A 16,254-nucleotide genomic window follows, 5' to 3' on the forward strand; every position below is an offset into this window, starting at 1 on the left:
TTAGAGATTAGGCACTGTAGCCTTTACATAGCGTTGCATAATTGTGTTGATTTATGTGAGTAAACCTTGACTCTTACATCACAAAGTTATTATTTATTAATAAAGCCGAAAAACCTTTCAGCCGAGTTGAGTAGGAGCGGTAAATTGAGTTTTAAACGAGGTCGCTAAATTATGTATAAAATTGCTGTAGTCGATCAAGACCAAAATTGGTGCTTGGCTCTTAAGACCTTTTTTCAGAAGAGCTTTGATATTACCATTTTTGAAAATTTTCCTTATTCTTTTTATGAACTTGTTGAATATGATTTAGTTTTTGTCAATTGTTCAAATTTTTCCGCTGAGAGTTATACTGAAAATATTCACAAATTGGAGATTGTTCATTTTATTAAAAAAAACTTTCCTAGACCTCCTTTATTAGTTATTGTTTTAGATTTTATTGATGAACAGAGCTTAAAATTAGGAAAAAAATTCTTTCCAGAAGCCGAAGATTTTTTTTCCAAAAAGGCTGATATGGAAGAGATTTTGCAGCAAACTCAAAAATTACTATCTGCAAAAAATCAAAAAAGATTTGAACAATCAAACCAATTGATTCCCGGTGTTAAAGCCATGTACACCCTGGCTGTAGTGGATGATGATAAACATTGGTGCTTTGCACTCGAACGATTCTTCAGAGGTGAATTTGAAGTTTATAGTTTTCCCACGGCTTCGGATTTCTTAAAGCAATCTTTTGATTTTGATTTAGTCATTGTAGACTATTCAATTCCTCACCTGGATCATGAAGAATATGTCGAGAGTAGTGCACTCATCCGTTATTTAAAAAATTTGCGATATCCCCCTTTAGTTATTCTTGTTTCGGGCTATGTGAGTAAAAATGACTCTGCGTTAGGCAAAAATATTTGTCCAGAAGCTGATGCTTTCTGTGCTAAAGATGCTGGGTTAGACGAACTATCAGCGAAAATCAAAGACTTATTAGCCTGTAAAAGATAAAGCGACTCAAAGTAGAAGAAGGACAAAAGGAGGCATGAAGAGAAAATAAATGTCAGATTTTATTAATAACTATGGCTTCTTAATCGTATCTATGATTTTTGGAGCCATTCTGGGACTTTCGGTGTATTTGCCATTGATGGCGGGACAGCTCTCTTTGGCAACGCCAGGATTTTATGCTTTGGGGGGTTATGTTGCCGCCATTCTATCCACTCAAGTCTTGAAGTTCACAGGCAATCTATTCCCAATCCCTCTGTTATTGTTAGAAATGTTACTGGCAGGTTTAATCTCTGCGGTATTAGCGATCGCATTAGGAATTCCTGTTCTTCGATTACGAGGAATTTATTTGGCGATCGCAACTATTGCTTTTGTCGAAATTTTAAGAGTTTTCGCCTTAAACTTGGAGATTACAGGTGGTGCCGTGGGAATTTTTGCGATTCCACAACCCTTTCAAACTCAAATTGAGTATTTGTGGATTGCTCTCCCCCTGTTGCTGTTAAGTATGCTCTTTCTCTACCGATTGGAACGGATTCGAGCCGGTCGCGCCCTGAGTGCCATCCGCGAAGATGAACTCGCCGCTGATGCTATGGGCATTAATCCAACTTATTATAAAGTTCTATCTTTTACTTTAGGCGCTGTTTTAGCAAGCTTGGTTGGAGCGGTGAGCGCTCACTTTTTGAATACCTGGAATGCACGTCAAGGAACATTTGATGCTAGTATTATTTACTTAGCATTCGTACTCATTGGAGGGTCTAGAACTTTCGTCGGGCCAGTCCTAGGGGGCATCGTGCTGACGGCTTTACCCGAAGTGTTAAGAGCGATGGCTGGAACTCAGGATAATGGGTTATCACAATTTCTCCGTGATGGTCGTTTGATTATCTTTGGACTATTAATTGTAATTGGTAGTGTATTCTATCCCCAAGGTATTATTACGCCAGAATTACTAAAGCGATTACATCCCCTCAAACGGCAACAAATCAGGAAGGATGAAGTATGAAAAAAAAATATAGGTATAAGCCTTGAGTTTCAACGCAGAAACAACTCCTAAATCCCAAATCGAATGACCAATGAGCAGCAGGTATATCAAGATTCAAAACCCGTTTTAGAAGTCAGAGGAATTACTCGCCGTTTTGGCGGTCTTGTGGCGGTGAATCAAGTGTCTTTTATCGTGCAAAAAAATGAGATATTTGGTCTAATTGGCCCTAATGGAGCAGGCAAAACCACCCTGTTTAATTTGATTACCGGTTTAATGCAGCCTTCTGAAGGTCAGCTAGTCTATGAAGCCTCAGAAATCACCAAACTACGCCCCCACCAAATTGCCGCTAAAGGAATCGCTCGTACCTTTCAAAATCTTCGCTTGTTTGGTAATTTATCAGCCTTAGAAAATGTAGCGATCGCCCATCACATTCACAACAAAACAAGTTTCATTCAAGGTGTTTTGGGATTGCCTCCAGCCGCACAGGAAGAACAAAAAACCTATATTCAAGCCTTAGAATTATTAGAATTAGTCGGACTTGCCGAGAGGGCAGAGGAGAAAGCTTGTAACTTCGCCTATGGCGACCAAAGACGCCTTGAAATTGCTCGTGCCTTAGCCCTAAAACCTAAAATGTTGCTGTTGGATGAACCCGCCGCCGGCATGAACCCAAATGAGAAAGGGGCTTTAAGCGAGTTAATCCGGCAAATCCGTAACTCATTTAACTTAACCGTACTTTTAATTGAGCATCATGTCCCCTTAGTGATGGGATTGTGTGATCGCATTGCCGTCTTAGATTTTGGTCAATTAATTGCCTTGGGCGAACCAGAGAAGGTGAAAAACGACCCAGCTGTCATTGAAGCTTATTTAGGAGATGAGTAAATCGTTCAATGACCCAACCTCTACTTGAGATTAAAAATTTATACGTCAACTATGGTGCAATTCAAGCCCTCCTGGATATTAATTTGGTCGTGAACAAGGGTGAAATTGTCACCTTAATTGGTGCGAATGGCGCTGGAAAAAGTACAACTCTTCGGGCGATTTCTCGGTTAATTAATTCGGCTAGAGGTCAGATTTTTTATAACGGTAAAGAAATCACGCGATCGCGCCCCGATCAAGTAGTGAGTTTGGGGATTGCTCATAGTCCTGAAGGACGCCGAGTCTTGGCACGGCAAACGGTGTTGACGAATCTAGAATTGGGGGCTTATATTCGCTCTGATCGTTTGGGCATCAAAGCCGATATTGAACGTCAATTTCTCACCTTTCCCCGCTTGGGTGAACGCCGCCATCAGTTAGCAGGTACCCTGAGTGGTGGCGAACAACAAATGTTAGCGATCGCACGTGCTGTGATGAGTCAGCCTAAACTCTTGCTCCTTGACGAACCAAGTTTAGGATTAGCCCCTCAAATTGTGCGAGAGATCTTTTCTGTGATTCGCCAACTCCATGAACAAGGAGTCACCATTTTATTGGTGGAACAAAACGCCCGTCTCGCTTTAGAAACGGCTCATAGAGGGTATGTTCTAGAAGCTGGACAACTGACTCTCACCGGTCATGCCTCAGATTTAATTAACGATGAGCGCGTTAAAAAGGCTTATTTAGGTTGACGACAAAGAGTGAACCGAGCAAGGGTTTGAATGACTTAGTAGCCCAGTCAATCCAAACCAATTCATAAGATTTTCCTTTAGTTTATTTTGGTTCCCTTCGTTAGATTTTGGAACAAATTTTTACGTGCCCGCTCAAGCCTTGATTTTGCTAAAATCCACGGGAAACGCCATCACTGAACTATTATTATTCAAAACTGTAATTTTTTTAGCCAAGCGGAGTCTGGCTACAGGTTCCGCAATCTCCTCTCCGGCATCCACAATCGCCGCAACAGTTTCTAAATTAGGGCAACGGATATACAAAACACCCCAACGTCGGAAGACTTTGCAAATGCGTAGCGGTTCAAGCTGACGCAGTTCATCAGGCTCCTCCCGGTAGAAGTCTAAAATCAATTGAGCAAGTTGGCAAATGCGTTTCATAATTATTAATCCTTACAATGCTTACTTCTTGAGCAAAATGAGGTGCCAACCGACTTATAAGCTCCAGCCTTGCCCGATCAAAACCATCTATAGAAAAAGATTGGTGTAGACGGCGTACAGTTAACAGAGTGTTTCTCGGCTAACGTTTTTTAACTCTGAAGCTACTGGGTTCTTGTAAATCTATTGAAGCGTGAATTCCGTCCCTAAGCGCAGAGGTGAAAGAAGATTTAATAACTGCACCTTGGGAGCAAAAGCCCTAAAAAAGGGCATAATCTATGTTTCATGAGCGTTTGCTAAATTGTTGTCTGAATTTTTGAGTAAATGTTTCTTACCACTTCTTTAAAAAACTAGACACAATGTCAGCCTCACAACACTGAGGCTGTATCAGCTTCTGTGCCGGAGGACAGTCAACGGATACAAAACTTGTTTTTTTGACACTTGCCAGAGACACTAGCAAAGGGCAGATCGAGACTTTTATAACAATGAAGGAAAACCCGTGAGCGAATTGAAAGATTTAGGTGAAGGGCGCTATGAAGGTTTAGAGGAAATTGTGGCGATCGCCCGTTCTGTGGGGTGGGGTGCGGCTGACATCCTGCAATCCTACTATCGCGGTCACACGGATGACAGTAGCTTAGAGTTGAAGATTGAAGAAAAAAAAGATGGCCCTGTGACGGCGGCGGATGTAGCCGCAAACCACTACATCCTGCAAAAACTCCAAGAAGCTTTTGATCCAGAAACCTTCGGCTACCTCAGCGAAGAAACCTATAAATCTCTGTCGGAGCAAACCAAAGAATCCTTAGTCAATACACCTTGGGTTTGGATCATTGACCCCTTAGATGGAACGCGAGACTTTATTAATAAAACTGGCGAATATGCCATTCACATTGCCCTGGTTCATCAAGGAAGACCGATAGTAGCTGTAGTGGTATGGCCTGAAGCCGAAAAACTTTATTCCGCAACCCTTGGGGGCGGTACCTTTGTGGAAACACCAGAGGGTGCCAAAACCCCAATCCGGGTATCATCGCGTGATGCCATTGCCAATTTATCTCTTGTCGCCAGTCGCACCCACCGAGACGAACGCTTCAACCAATTATTAGCTCAGTTGCCTTTCAAAACCAAACACTACGTGGGTAGCGTTGGCTGTAAAATTGCCACCATTATTGAACAGCAAGCCGATGTTTATATCTCCCTTTCGGGAAAATCGGCTCCTAAAGATTGGGATATGGCAGCACCCGAATTAATTTTGACTGAAGCGGGAGGGCAATTCACTCACTTTGATGGCACGCCTTTAATGTACAACCAGGGAGATATTAATCAGTGGGGCGGTTTAATGGCAAGTAACGGCTTTTGTCACCAGGAGTTATGCACTCAAGCCTCAGCTATTTTAGCGAAGATTGATGCTTAATTAGGATTTAACCGCAGGGCTGACCTCATATAAATAGTATTTCTCATTAAAAATAAAACTTTTAGTGAATTTTGAGAGAGGAGATATTTTTAAATCAGCCCTTGCCGTGTTGAGTTCATTGTTGAGGATAAGGAGGATAGGTTCAGGCTTTTGTTGGAGCCGTTGACTGACTTGGGCTAAAACAGTGGCAGCATCAACGTCCTGACGTTGGCTATTGAATAATACAAAACTGCCCAGTTCTTGACGTTCCGGATAATAAATCTTGCGATTGAGATAACCGCATAAAGGTGAGATCGTCGCATCTCGACTTCCCACCATAAACTTATTTTCTAGATGTTGGCTTTGAATATATGTTGCCGTTGCTCGTGCTGCCGAGTAGGGAACCACTAAATCTCGGCTAAAGGCAACCACACCTGCTGCCAATTGGGCAGAGAAAATGACCATCATGAAGATGATTTTGTATTTTTCGGTAAACTTGAACCAAACTGTACTAATCGGCTGAATCATTCTCGCTCTACGGGTGAATGGTTGGAGCAAAAGATTGGATTTGGGATAATAACTAGCAAGCCAAAATGAGGCAATCAATACAATATAGAGATGTCCGTAATGTCTGGCTGAACCGAGAAATTTAACATAAGTAAAGAAAATAATTTCTAACGTGCCAACTGTATAAATCAAGAAGGCAATGGGCTTGCGAATCAATACCGTTGAGGCAAAAAAGAATAACCCTAAAGCCAAGACGGCAAAGAGAAATACTTCTATATTTGAATCACCCGGAACAAGAATAACAATATAACTATTCCAAATCCTGATCAGTGCTTTGGCTAGGTGTCTAAGATCAAAATGAAGTGTCCATCCCGATAAACCACCTTGTAATGTACTGTCAGCAGGAGGAATCAGTTGGGCAAGAGAGACGGCAATACCCAAGGCATAAATAGTCAGACTCAAAATTATATTGGTTCGGCTTGCGGTTAGGGATTCATCTAATTGTTTCCGTAAGCTATATTCCACGATGAGCGCTAGTCCTAAAGCCAGAGAAATAAACAGGCAATAGGCATTGGCGTTTGCGATCAAAAAAAGCAGCACTGAGAGAATAACATAATTTTTCTTTCGGGTATTATATAGGGCACAAAAAGCAGCAATCAGAAGGATACCAATGATATAGTTCCGACTAATTAATAGATACTCATAAAAAGGAAGATAGCCAAAAACAAACAAAGCCTTCTGCCATCGTCTGAAAGGGGAAAACTTTAAAAATATATAAATAAAACCCGTAGCTAAAATTAAATGAGTAATTTGCATCGCTATGGGATTTTGCGTCAATTGATTCAATAAATAAAGACAGATATACCATAATCCTGGATGCCCCTCATATTTGATATTTTGGAATAATTCCACTAGGGATTTACTATCTCTAGCAATCAACCAAGGATTAAGTTCGTCACGCCACATGGCATGATTAAGAATCCCCATAAAACCCAAGCAGAAAAACATGAAAGATAACAAACTTGGAAATCCAATATCATTGATGAATGATAGAATTAGTGTCTTAGCGGTTAAGTGAAGTGATTTCATTCGGTTATTGTTCATAGCGATATGTAGCAGACTTCCCATAAGCTGAGAGTTCCGCCTTTTTCCAGACACCAATACACACAGAAACCTGCTCTCCAGGGAGGCAAGTCTTTAATGTGAGATTTGAGTTTATAGAAGCTTACCAGAGAACATCCAAATCATAAATCATCCCTAGATTGTCAGCCAAAACCTTACTCCGAACGAAGAGGAACGTGTTTGTCTGAAAGCCTAGGGATAGATAAGCAATTAAAATGCTTGTAAAATCAATCAGTGAGATGCATCCGACCATCACTGCCTAGAACAGAGTACCACCTCTAATCATGAATATCTTGAGCAAATCAGGTTACCGATATTGTGTCTCCAATGTCTTCTCTTGCTGTTCCAGGGACTTCACATTGGGATACAAAGATTCAGATCGTTTGTAGACAAACCAGGCAATAACACTCATCACGACCATTTCGCCTCCATCTTCGAGCATGGCTAGAAGAGGTTCCCAGAATAAGGAAAACCTTAGCATACTATGAAGCATATCAACGGCAATCCCGAACACCGCGAGAACCAGAAACATGATAATCAAAGACTTAGATGTTTCTCTCGGAATTCGGCTAGCAAAACGATAGGCGATCGCCAGGAAAAACAAAAAGAATAACCCGACACCAGCCGAAACAATAAGTTCGCCAAAATCTAGCGCACGCAAGTTGAACACAGCCTGTAAATCCAGTTTTTCGCTGATGATTGCACCTAATATTTCGTGAATGGTGAGAGAATCATCAAGCAATAAGTAAAAGAACAGCAGAGACCAACCGAGATAGAGAGCCGAGCGCTGCTTTACGGCTAAAGCACCCAATAATAGAGCAATCCAATACTCTTTGATGTATTGAAATATTTCTGAATATCCTCGTTCTTGATCGAGAGAAAAAGATGGATTTGAAAGGACGTCTGCGTGTACGTAAACCAGATGAATAACGATAAAGGCTAAATCTGTTACTAAAAATAAGTACAAAAATCGAATTGAATTGTCTTTTAAATCCAATTTCACTGGGGTCATTCCTTTAATGGTTTGCCTTACACAGACTGGATACACCAGACTTCATGGGTAAGGAGCATGAATTAAGCTGAAAAATCCTTACCTTTAAAGCCCAGTAAAAGGCATTTGTCTAGGGTTTTGCCCGGTATTGAGAATTTATAGATTATTGGTGATGGTAAATTAAAAATAGATTAAGTTAAAGTTAACCAAAAATTAATCTAACCTTAGATAGATTGTTTAAAAGCACTCTATGCTGGGGTAGCGGAGAGAACCAGACTTCTGATTCAAGTTTCCGAAACCCCTGCCCGCACTTTAAAGGTGTAAGTTTTTCTTACAAGCGCTCAGCCATAACCGCATAGAACGGATCGCCACCCCCGACGCCCAACATTTGCAGAAAATTAGGTGCCGCTGACTGACGCACAATGACTTCTGGAGGACTGAATCCGGGGACAGCCTGAAAGTAACCCTTGACAAGTTCTACGCGGCTTTTTTCAGTGCCATCTCGCCATGCGGCGATCGCTTTTTGGAAGAACATCCGGTTGGAAAAACTAATAATTGCAATACCACCGGGTTTGAGAATACGTTGAATTTCGGAAAACACCGCATCTGGGTATTGCAAATACTGAACGGAAACGCAGTTGAGGACAGCATCAAACTCTGCATCCGCCAGGGGTAGCTTGGGATTTTGGTTCAGATCTTGGACAAAATAATGATTCAGCCGAGGATTTCGAGCCAATTCTTCCTGATTCATACCATGCCCTTCGACGTGAGCAAATTCCATTTCTTCCGGCAGGTGAGAAACCCAACTACTCATAATGTCGCAAATCCGCGTATTGGGTTTGAGGCGATCGCGATACAGTTGGGTGAGTTGGTCGATAAACCCTTCATCAACATGAGTGACGAAGCGTGGAACCGAGTAAAACAGTGTGTCGTTAGTATCGTCTAATTTGGTGCGTTGATGGGGTTGCAGCAGCATAATCGTAAACGGACAAAGGCAATACCCTTCTCAGTTTAAAGAAAAAATTACGAAATATTAAGAACTGGATTCCCGTGATCAAAGCCCTTTTTCAGCAAGAGTAAGAAATTTGATCATCTGGAACTCAAGATCACAATCACAACCATTTCAACTCACTAACGGAAATCGCGACTAATTAGTTCGGTTATACCACCCCAGATGGATGACCAATACTATTAACCTCATAATCAGATGAGCAGATATTTTTAACAACTGCACTTGCTGTGAACGGGGATAGATTGTGGTGCAAAAGTGGTTATTGCCAAGTATAAGTGAAGTATTAGCCCACAAGGAACAGATTGGGCTGGATGCTAACGTTGCGCCTGAAAATGGACGGGTGCCAGGGATGTGCAACACTCACCCAGGTACCAACCGTCGCGGGGAAAGAGGGCGAGCCTTGGCGCAGCAGGAAGTGGCAGCCGCCAAAGCGCAGCGGGAATGGCAAAGTGCGATCGCAACTTTAGAACCGTTACTTTTGCAAACCCTGGCTCCCTCCGGCTCAGATGGTGATGATTGTGACCCATTATCACTCCAAGGTTTGGTTCTAGCAGGCCCTGTGCCCGTCTTGAGCCACCCGGAGCTTCTGGGTCGTTTTAAAACAGGAATTTTTACCAGCGACACCTATAAAGCCCTCGCTTGGATGCCCTTTCAACTCCCCCCTGCCACAACTGAGCCATGTCAGTTAGCAGACAATACAGCCTATGAGTTACCTCTAGTACCGGCTGATCCACTAGCATCTGAGCAGTTTTGTTTAGTTTTTACCCCTCACTTTAGTTTAGTGATGGTGGTGGGAGAAGACCTAGCCGGCACTCCCGCCTTCCAGTTCTCCTTTGATCCAGAAGACATCCAACAGGCTTGGACAGCACTCCGCCTGCGGATGTTACTCACCACTCCCCATCAACTCAGCCAGTTAGAATCTTTAATCGAACAGTTTGCACCCAAGCCGCCTGATTACCGGATCGTGATGAATTTTGGGCGTCAACTGCTCCAGAATTTACCCGAACCGCCTGAAACGGAAAAAGTCCAGACTATACCCATCACGTCTACAGATTCAAACGTGCAAGTTGAGCCATTTCAGCCCCAAGACGATACCTTCCAATCCAATCGTCGCTGGGAGCCGATTATGAAAAAAGAGGAGCGAGGTGTGAGTAAAATCTCCAATCCTCACGAAATAACGGCTGACGTGGAACTGCTCAAAGCACTGACTCATGAAATTCGCACACCGCTGACGACGATTCGGACGTTGACGAAACTTCTGCTCAAGCGTCGCGACTTAGCTCCCGAAGTCATCCGCCGTCTGGAAATCATCGACCATGAGTGTACCGAACAAATCAACCGCATGGAATTGATTTTCCGCGCCGCCGAATTAGAGACAACAACGGTTAAGCAAGTTTCGGTTAACCTCACCTCCATGTCCCTGGCTCAGGTGTTTGAACACAGTATCCCCCGTTGGCAAAAGCAAGCGGCAAGGCGAAACTTGACTCTAGATGTCGTCTTGCCCCAAAAACTGCCCACCGTTGTCAGCAATCCTGCCATGTTGGATCAGGTATTGACCGGGTTGGTGGAGAATTTCACTCGCTCTCTGCCAGCAGGCGGTCATATTCAAGTGCAGGTTACACCCGCAGGAGACCAATTGAAGTTGCAATTCCAGTCTCAGCCTGATCCGGAAAGCAACGACAATTCCAACAATTCAGCCAATTTTAGCTGCTCGACGTTGAAGTCGCTTGGTCAGTTGTTGATGTTTCAGCCAGAAACCGGGAGTCTGAGTTTGAATCTCAGTGTGACCAAACATTTATTCCAAGCCTTGGGAGGCAAGTTGATCGTGAGACAGCGACCTCAGGAGGGCGAAGTGATGACGATTTTTCTGCCTTTAGAAGTCACTGATACTCACCTATGTAATCAAAAGGAAATCCTGGCTTAGGTAGGATCTATCAATTGTGTCTAAAGCCTTTTCTAATTTCACTTTCTGGATTGTGGAATAGGGCTAGCACAATGTATTTTACTTTATATAGAGTTAAATTAATCTAATATGGATAGGAATATGCCATCAAGCTGTGGTGAAGTCTAAATTTAATAAAATCCTGCTCCGCTTTGAGAGAATCTCTCTCATCTCAGATTAAGACAGAAAATCAAGACGTGGGGATGGAATCGTCTTACCGTAAAACATCGGTGGCTCAGAACTAATCTGAATTTTTGTAAAGAATGTATTGAACTATACTGTACAAAAATTATATGATTTTTATATTTATTTACACAGAAATAATATTTATTTTCACTTCCTTAACCTACTCGTAACCGACTTAATTGAAGCGCCATTAATTCAGGGAATGTACATAGCAAACTTGGTATCATTTAGCACAGGATATATAATAATATTCGTATGAACCCAGGTGCTTTTTTCTAAAGATTTGGTAAAGGTAGTAGAATAACCTGGCGAATCTCCGTAAAATTCAGGAGGTTCGATTTATATAGGGTTTGCTGTAAAAACCGGAAACCCTTAGCTATAAATAGTTTGAGCGGTCTTGAAAGTTGTTCAGCTCCCAGGAAATCTGGTAGAATCCCACAAAATCCTTGTACCAAGAGCAGGGAAAATGTACAGAAAAGCTTCCTCAAGCCCGACCCCACCGGAAAACTTTGAGCTGCCCTTTGAGGGAAAGTTATCACAAGATAACCGTTGGGTAATCATGGCAAATCTGATACCCTGGGATGAATTTGAAGAGGAATACGCCAAAATTTTTTCTATTGATATGGGGGCACCTGCGCTGCCATTTCGGATGGCATTGGGTTCATTAATAATCAAAGAAAGATTAGGAATAAGCGATCGGGAAACAGTAGAACAAATAAAAGAAAACCCTTACTTACAATACTTTATAGGGAGAAAGCATTACAGCAACGAAGCCCCTTATGATGCCTCACTTTTGGTAAGATTTAGAGAAAGGATAAATGTTGATTTAGTAAATCAAATAAATCAAAGAATGGTAAAGAAGATTCAGGAAGAAACAGAGGAGGAATCTAAAAAAAAAGCTCACTCTCAGAAAGGCAAGAAACAAGAGAAAGCCCGAATCAAGGGAAATTAATTCTGGATGCTACCTGTGCGCCAGGAGATATCAGCTATCCCAATGACTTGGGTCTATTAAATCAAGCCAGAGTCAAAACGGAAAAGATAATAGATACTCTCTATAAGCCCCTAAAAGGGAGACTAAAGAAAAAGCCAAAAACTTATAGAAACCTCGCTCGGAAAGATTACTTGAAAGTCGCCAAAAAACGGAGATCGTCAAGAAAAGAGAGAAGAAAAGCTATAAAAAAACAACTGAAATATATAAAAAGAAATTTATCACACATTGACCAGCTCCTTCAGACAGGAGAAGCACTTGAGGGTTTGAGCATCTCTCAATATAAGAGCTTGCTGGTGGTGGCGGAAGTTTACCGTCAACAGCAATGGATGTATGAGAATAAAGCCCAGAGAATTGACGACAGAATAGTCAGTTTAAGTCAGCCCCATATCCGTCCAATTGTGAGAGGAAAAGCCGGAAAACCTGTAGAATTTGGAGCTAAACTAGCAGCAAGCGTCAGAGATGGATATGTCTTTTTAGACCGTATAAGCTGGGATAACTTTAATGAAGCCGGAGACTTAAAAGCCCAAATAGAAGCATTTAAACAGCACACAGGAGTCTATCCCGAATCAGTACATGTAGATAGAATTTATCGAAATCGCGAGAATCGAGCATTCTGTAAAGAAAGAGGGATTAGAATAAGTGGCCCCCCCTTAGGCAGACCTCCAGCTAATGTCAGCTCAGACAAAAAGAAACAAGCCTTAGACGACGAGAAGGTTCGCAATGCTATTGAAGGAAAATTTGGCATCTCAAAGCGAAGATTTAGCTTGAATCGCGTCATGGCTAAACTGCCTCATACTTCTCAAACGGCTATTGCTATCACTTTTTTAGTCATGAATCTTTCCACCCTGCTACGGCAGTTTTTTTGTCTTTTTTTGTGCAATACACAACATCACGCCTTTTTTCTCGATAACTATTAATTCGGCTTATGCTTGTGGGAATTAACAACAACAAAAGCTCATTATTATTCCAGGATTAAATAACTGATTAATCCATCGGTTGTTTTTCGCCGACTTATTCAGCAAGCCCTATATAGTTCTTAACTTCTATCACTCTGATACAGACAAACCAAAAGGTAGTTGCACAAAAAAGATGATTTACTCTAATTTGGAGAACAAGAAAAATCTTCCACCAGCTACCCGGTTCTGAATTGAGGCCAGTCTTGCTATTTGATGTCTCTGAAACAGCGGAAAGCTGGTGATGTCAGCTAGCAATGATTTATAAAGTCCGAGATGTCCGAAGGCGCTAGCTTTTGGACTCAATGTCCAAAGAGGCTTGTAGTAATGCGTAAACCTGTTTTAACCATCTTCTACCAGTTTAACCCTTGGCAAACTAGCATTGGGGGAATTCAGACAGTCATTCGCTCTTTCGTTAAATACTCTCCCAGTGAATTTGAGGTACGACTAGTAGGAACTGGGGATGATTCAGCGCAACCCATTGGAGTCTGGCAGGAAGCTGAATTAGCTGGAAAAGCGATTCAATTTATGCCCTTGTTTTCTATCAAAGATGATAACACTAGAAAGCTATTACCGACCAGTGTCAAATATACGGCTGCTCTTTTGCAGCGTTGTCTTGCTTCAGATTTCATGCATTTTCATCGACTTGAACCGACGCTTGCAACGCGGAACTGGCCTGGAGAGAAAACGCTTTTTGTTCACAATGATATTCAGAAGCAGATTGATGCTAAAGGAACTAAAGATGCAATTCTTTGGCGACGTTTTCCGTTCGCTTATTTAGCTCTCGAACGCCTAGTAGTAGGTCAATTTAGTCAAATTTTATCGTGCAACACTGATTCGTTAAAGTACTATCAGCAGCGTTATCCGCAGATAGCAGAGCGCGTTTCCTACATCAGAAACACTGTTGATACCGAAATTTTCTATCCCTTAAAGGGGGATGAACGCGAACAAGGTCGGCATAGCCTTGCACAGCAGATGGGTTTAGCGGAGAATACGCATTTTATTTTATTTGCGGGTCGCCTCCATGCCCAAAAAGACCCGGCTTTGTTGCTAGATGCCATCGCCACTCTCAACCAGCCTGATGTTCACCTGCTGATAGCTGGCGACGGAGATCTTCGGGAGGAGATCCGTTTGAAAATTTCCGCTTTGGGACTGTCCCATCAGGTGACTATGCTTGGGCCAGTAGACCAAGCTAAACTGGCAAAATTACTGCGGATTTGCAGTGTCTTCGTCCTGACGAGCGCCTATGAAGGTCTACCCGTAGTCGTTCTAGAAGCACTGGCCTGCGGTACGCCAATCGTGACAACCCGGTGTGGTGAAACACCAAACTTGCTGTCTGCTAATAGTGGGGTTGTCTGTCAAGAGCGCACACCCAAGGCAGTGGCTGATGCTCTGTTGCAGGTACTACAGCAACCGAGCCATTATCCCAGCGAAGCCTGCATTCAGGCTGTCGAGCCTTACAGTGCGCGAAGTGTAGTGGGTGCTATCTACAAAGATATGTGGAGCCGCTGGCAGCAGCAAAATTCGCTCTCCAGTGGTCAGAAGAGTTATACAACGGTTACAGAGGTTGCATCGTAATGAAAATTGCTGTGATTGGTGCTAAAGGATTGCCGGCCAAACAAGGTGGAATTGAACACCATTGTCAAGAAATCTATCCACGCCTTGTCGAACGAGGCCATAGCGTCGATCTATTTGCCCGATCCTCATACACAGGGGATATCTCCTTACATCAATATAACGTTAAGGGTGTTAACGTCGTCTCCCTGCCCTGCTTGAATGTAAAAGGTATGGATGCTCTACTGAGTTCAGCACTTGGAGCGATCGCATCGAGTGGAACCCGTTATGATATCATCCACTTTCATGCCATAGGCCCGGCTCTGTTTACATGGTTACCCAGAATTGCTTCCACCGCCAAAATTGTTGTCACCTGTCATGGCTTAGATTGGCAACGTGCCAAGTGGAGCAAAGCATCTAGTTACCTGTTACGTCTCGGTGAGCGTGCGGCTGTACGCTTTGCCGATGGGTTAATCGTCGTGTCAGAAGACTTGCGTTCTTACTTTAAGCAAACTTATGGTAGAGAGGCCCATTACATTCCTAACGCCCCCTCTAAACTGAGTGAATCAGACCCTAACTTTGCTTATGGTAGTTCGCTAGGTTTAACACCAGGCCGCTACATGCTATTTTTGGGCAGACTGGTACCCGAAAAATGTCCTGATTTACTGATTAAAGCCTTCAACTCCCTCCAAGCAGAAGGATGGAAACTCGTCCTCGTCGGTGGTTCTAGCGATACTCCTGAATTCACCACGCAGCTAAGGAACCTGGCACAAAATAGTGAAGACATCGTATTCACCAACGAACTCCAAGGTGCTCGTCTAGCAGAAATCGTTCGGGGAGCAGGATTATTTGTACTTCCTTCGGAAATAGAGGGCTTACCGCTAGCTATGCTGGAAGCCATGCAGGCAGGTATCCCTGTGGTAGCTAGCAACCTTCCTGTACATCAGCGCCTACTGGCTCAAAACCGGGGCTTGCTATTTCCCGTTGGAGATGTAGATTCCTGTATAAACAGCTTGGATTGGGCGGTTCATCATCCTCAAGAATTGGCGACAATGGCTCAGGATGGACAAAGGTATATACAGGACAACTATAACTGGGACAACATTATTAGCGAAACGTTGAACTTGTACACCAAACTCATCCCCTTACCCGCACCATCTGATCCATCATTACTGGCTTCAGAAAATTCCACTCACTGTGATTCTCCCTTAATCGGGGTCGCCAATACCAAAGTCATTAGTTAAGAGACACACAAGGGGTTCTAAATTGTTGCTGCTACCCTCAATTCTCAAAGAACAGCATAAAAACTGAGTTACGTTGTAGCTTACAATACTAATTCCTTGGTAATTGCACGGGATACAAGCTGTGAGGGCATGACAATGTCGTGCCCTTATCATCCTGTCAGTGCTGTGACCGAGTTGCTGATCACCCTAAAAATCGTGGTGTCAAGCTAAGGGCAGCTCAAAAGCGCTTACGCAGCCGTTAGAGAGGCAAGAAACATAATTAAAATTCCTCCCCCTCTCCCCTAATATTTCTGGAAAAGAATTTTGGGCCGTCCTGAAGTGAAAGACCAAGCAGGGCGATGCCTAGGGTTGTTGCACAGATCTACCGAATATTAGACACAGACTTCTGAAGAC

13 protein-coding genes are annotated in these 16,254 nt (G+C 42.8%); 9 read left to right on the forward strand and 4 right to left on the reverse strand.

Annotated elements, in window-relative coordinates:
• Window positions 1-171 precede the first annotated feature (171 nt).
• From MIC7113_RS10800 to MIC7113_RS10815, 4 genes are all read left to right on the forward strand, one after another.
• The gene (locus MIC7113_RS10800) at window positions 172-984 is read left to right on the forward strand and encodes a response regulator (protein ID WP_015182195.1); all 813 of its coding nucleotides are present in this window, start codon (window positions 172-174) and stop codon (window positions 982-984) included.
• Window positions 985-1,033: 49 nt separating this feature from the next.
• Complete coding sequence (locus MIC7113_RS10805; RefSeq protein ID WP_015182196.1) at window positions 1,034-1,978, forward strand: branched-chain amino acid ABC transporter permease; 945 nt, start codon at window positions 1,034-1,036, stop codon at window positions 1,976-1,978.
• A gap of 63 nt (window positions 1,979-2,041) precedes the next feature.
• A complete protein-coding gene (locus MIC7113_RS10810; RefSeq protein WP_015182197.1) occupies window positions 2,042-2,836 on the forward strand; it encodes an ABC transporter ATP-binding protein in 795 nt (264 codons plus the stop codon).
• Between the two features lie 8 nt (window positions 2,837-2,844).
• The gene (locus MIC7113_RS10815; protein ID WP_015182198.1) at window positions 2,845-3,558 is read left to right on the forward strand and encodes an ABC transporter ATP-binding protein; all 714 of its coding nucleotides are present in this window, start codon (window positions 2,845-2,847) and stop codon (window positions 3,556-3,558) included.
• Between the two features lie 132 nt (window positions 3,559-3,690).
• Here the strand turns inward: MIC7113_RS10815 and MIC7113_RS10820 are convergent, their stop codons facing one another.
• A complete protein-coding gene (locus MIC7113_RS10820) occupies window positions 3,691-3,975 on the reverse strand; it encodes a hypothetical protein (RefSeq protein ID WP_015182199.1) in 285 nt (94 codons plus the stop codon).
• Between the two features lie 496 nt (window positions 3,976-4,471).
• Here MIC7113_RS10820 and MIC7113_RS10825 point away from each other — a divergent pair, with 496 nt between their 5' ends.
• A complete protein-coding gene (locus MIC7113_RS10825; protein WP_015182200.1) occupies window positions 4,472-5,380 on the forward strand; it encodes a 3'(2'),5'-bisphosphate nucleotidase CysQ family protein in 909 nt (302 codons plus the stop codon).
• Here the strand turns inward: MIC7113_RS10825 and MIC7113_RS10830 are convergent, their stop codons facing one another.
• From MIC7113_RS10830 to MIC7113_RS10840, 3 genes are all read right to left on the reverse strand, one after another.
• Window positions 5,381-6,853, reverse strand: coding sequence for a hypothetical protein (locus tag MIC7113_RS10830; protein WP_216596377.1), 1,473 nt, complete (start codon window positions 6,851-6,853; stop codon window positions 5,381-5,383).
• A 442-nt stretch (window positions 6,854-7,295) separates the two neighbouring features.
• Window positions 7,296-8,000, reverse strand: coding sequence for a hypothetical protein (locus MIC7113_RS10835; RefSeq protein WP_015182203.1), 705 nt, complete (start codon window positions 7,998-8,000; stop codon window positions 7,296-7,298).
• A 310-nt stretch (window positions 8,001-8,310) separates the two neighbouring features.
• A complete protein-coding gene (locus tag MIC7113_RS10840) occupies window positions 8,311-8,955 on the reverse strand; it encodes a class I SAM-dependent methyltransferase (RefSeq protein ID WP_015182204.1) in 645 nt (214 codons plus the stop codon).
• Between the two features lie 280 nt (window positions 8,956-9,235).
• Here MIC7113_RS10840 and MIC7113_RS10845 point away from each other — a divergent pair, with 280 nt between their 5' ends.
• The 4 genes from MIC7113_RS10845 to MIC7113_RS10865 all read left to right on the forward strand — a co-directional run bounded on the left by MIC7113_RS10845 (window position 9,236) and on the right by MIC7113_RS10865 (window position 15,861).
• Window positions 9,236-10,915, forward strand: coding sequence for a sensor histidine kinase (locus tag MIC7113_RS10845; RefSeq protein WP_015182205.1), 1,680 nt, complete (start codon window positions 9,236-9,238; stop codon window positions 10,913-10,915).
• Between the two features lie 670 nt (window positions 10,916-11,585).
• A protein-coding gene (locus tag MIC7113_RS35360) for an IS5 family transposase (RefSeq protein WP_390463838.1) occupies window positions 11,586-13,027 on the forward strand; the annotation gives its coding sequence in 2 pieces (ribosomal slippage) (window positions 11,586-12,017 and window positions 12,020-13,027; 1,440 coding nt in all).
• Window positions 13,028-13,390: 363 nt separating this feature from the next.
• Window positions 13,391-14,641 carry a glycosyltransferase gene (locus MIC7113_RS10860; protein WP_015182206.1) on the forward strand — a complete coding sequence of 417 codons (1,251 nt, stop codon included), beginning with the start codon at window positions 13,391-13,393 and terminating at the stop codon, window positions 14,639-14,641.
• Entirely contained in the window at window positions 14,641-15,861 is a 1,221-nt protein-coding gene (locus tag MIC7113_RS10865) for a glycosyltransferase family 4 protein (protein WP_015182207.1), read from the forward strand. Before MIC7113_RS10860 ends, MIC7113_RS10865 begins: the two co-directional genes overlap by 1 nt.
• The last annotated feature ends 393 nt before the right edge of the window (window positions 15,862-16,254 follow it).

This window comes from Allocoleopsis franciscana PCC 7113, from assembly GCF_000317515.1.
GTDB classification, from domain to species: Bacteria; Cyanobacteriota; Cyanobacteriia; order Cyanobacteriales; family Coleofasciculaceae; genus Allocoleopsis; species Allocoleopsis franciscana.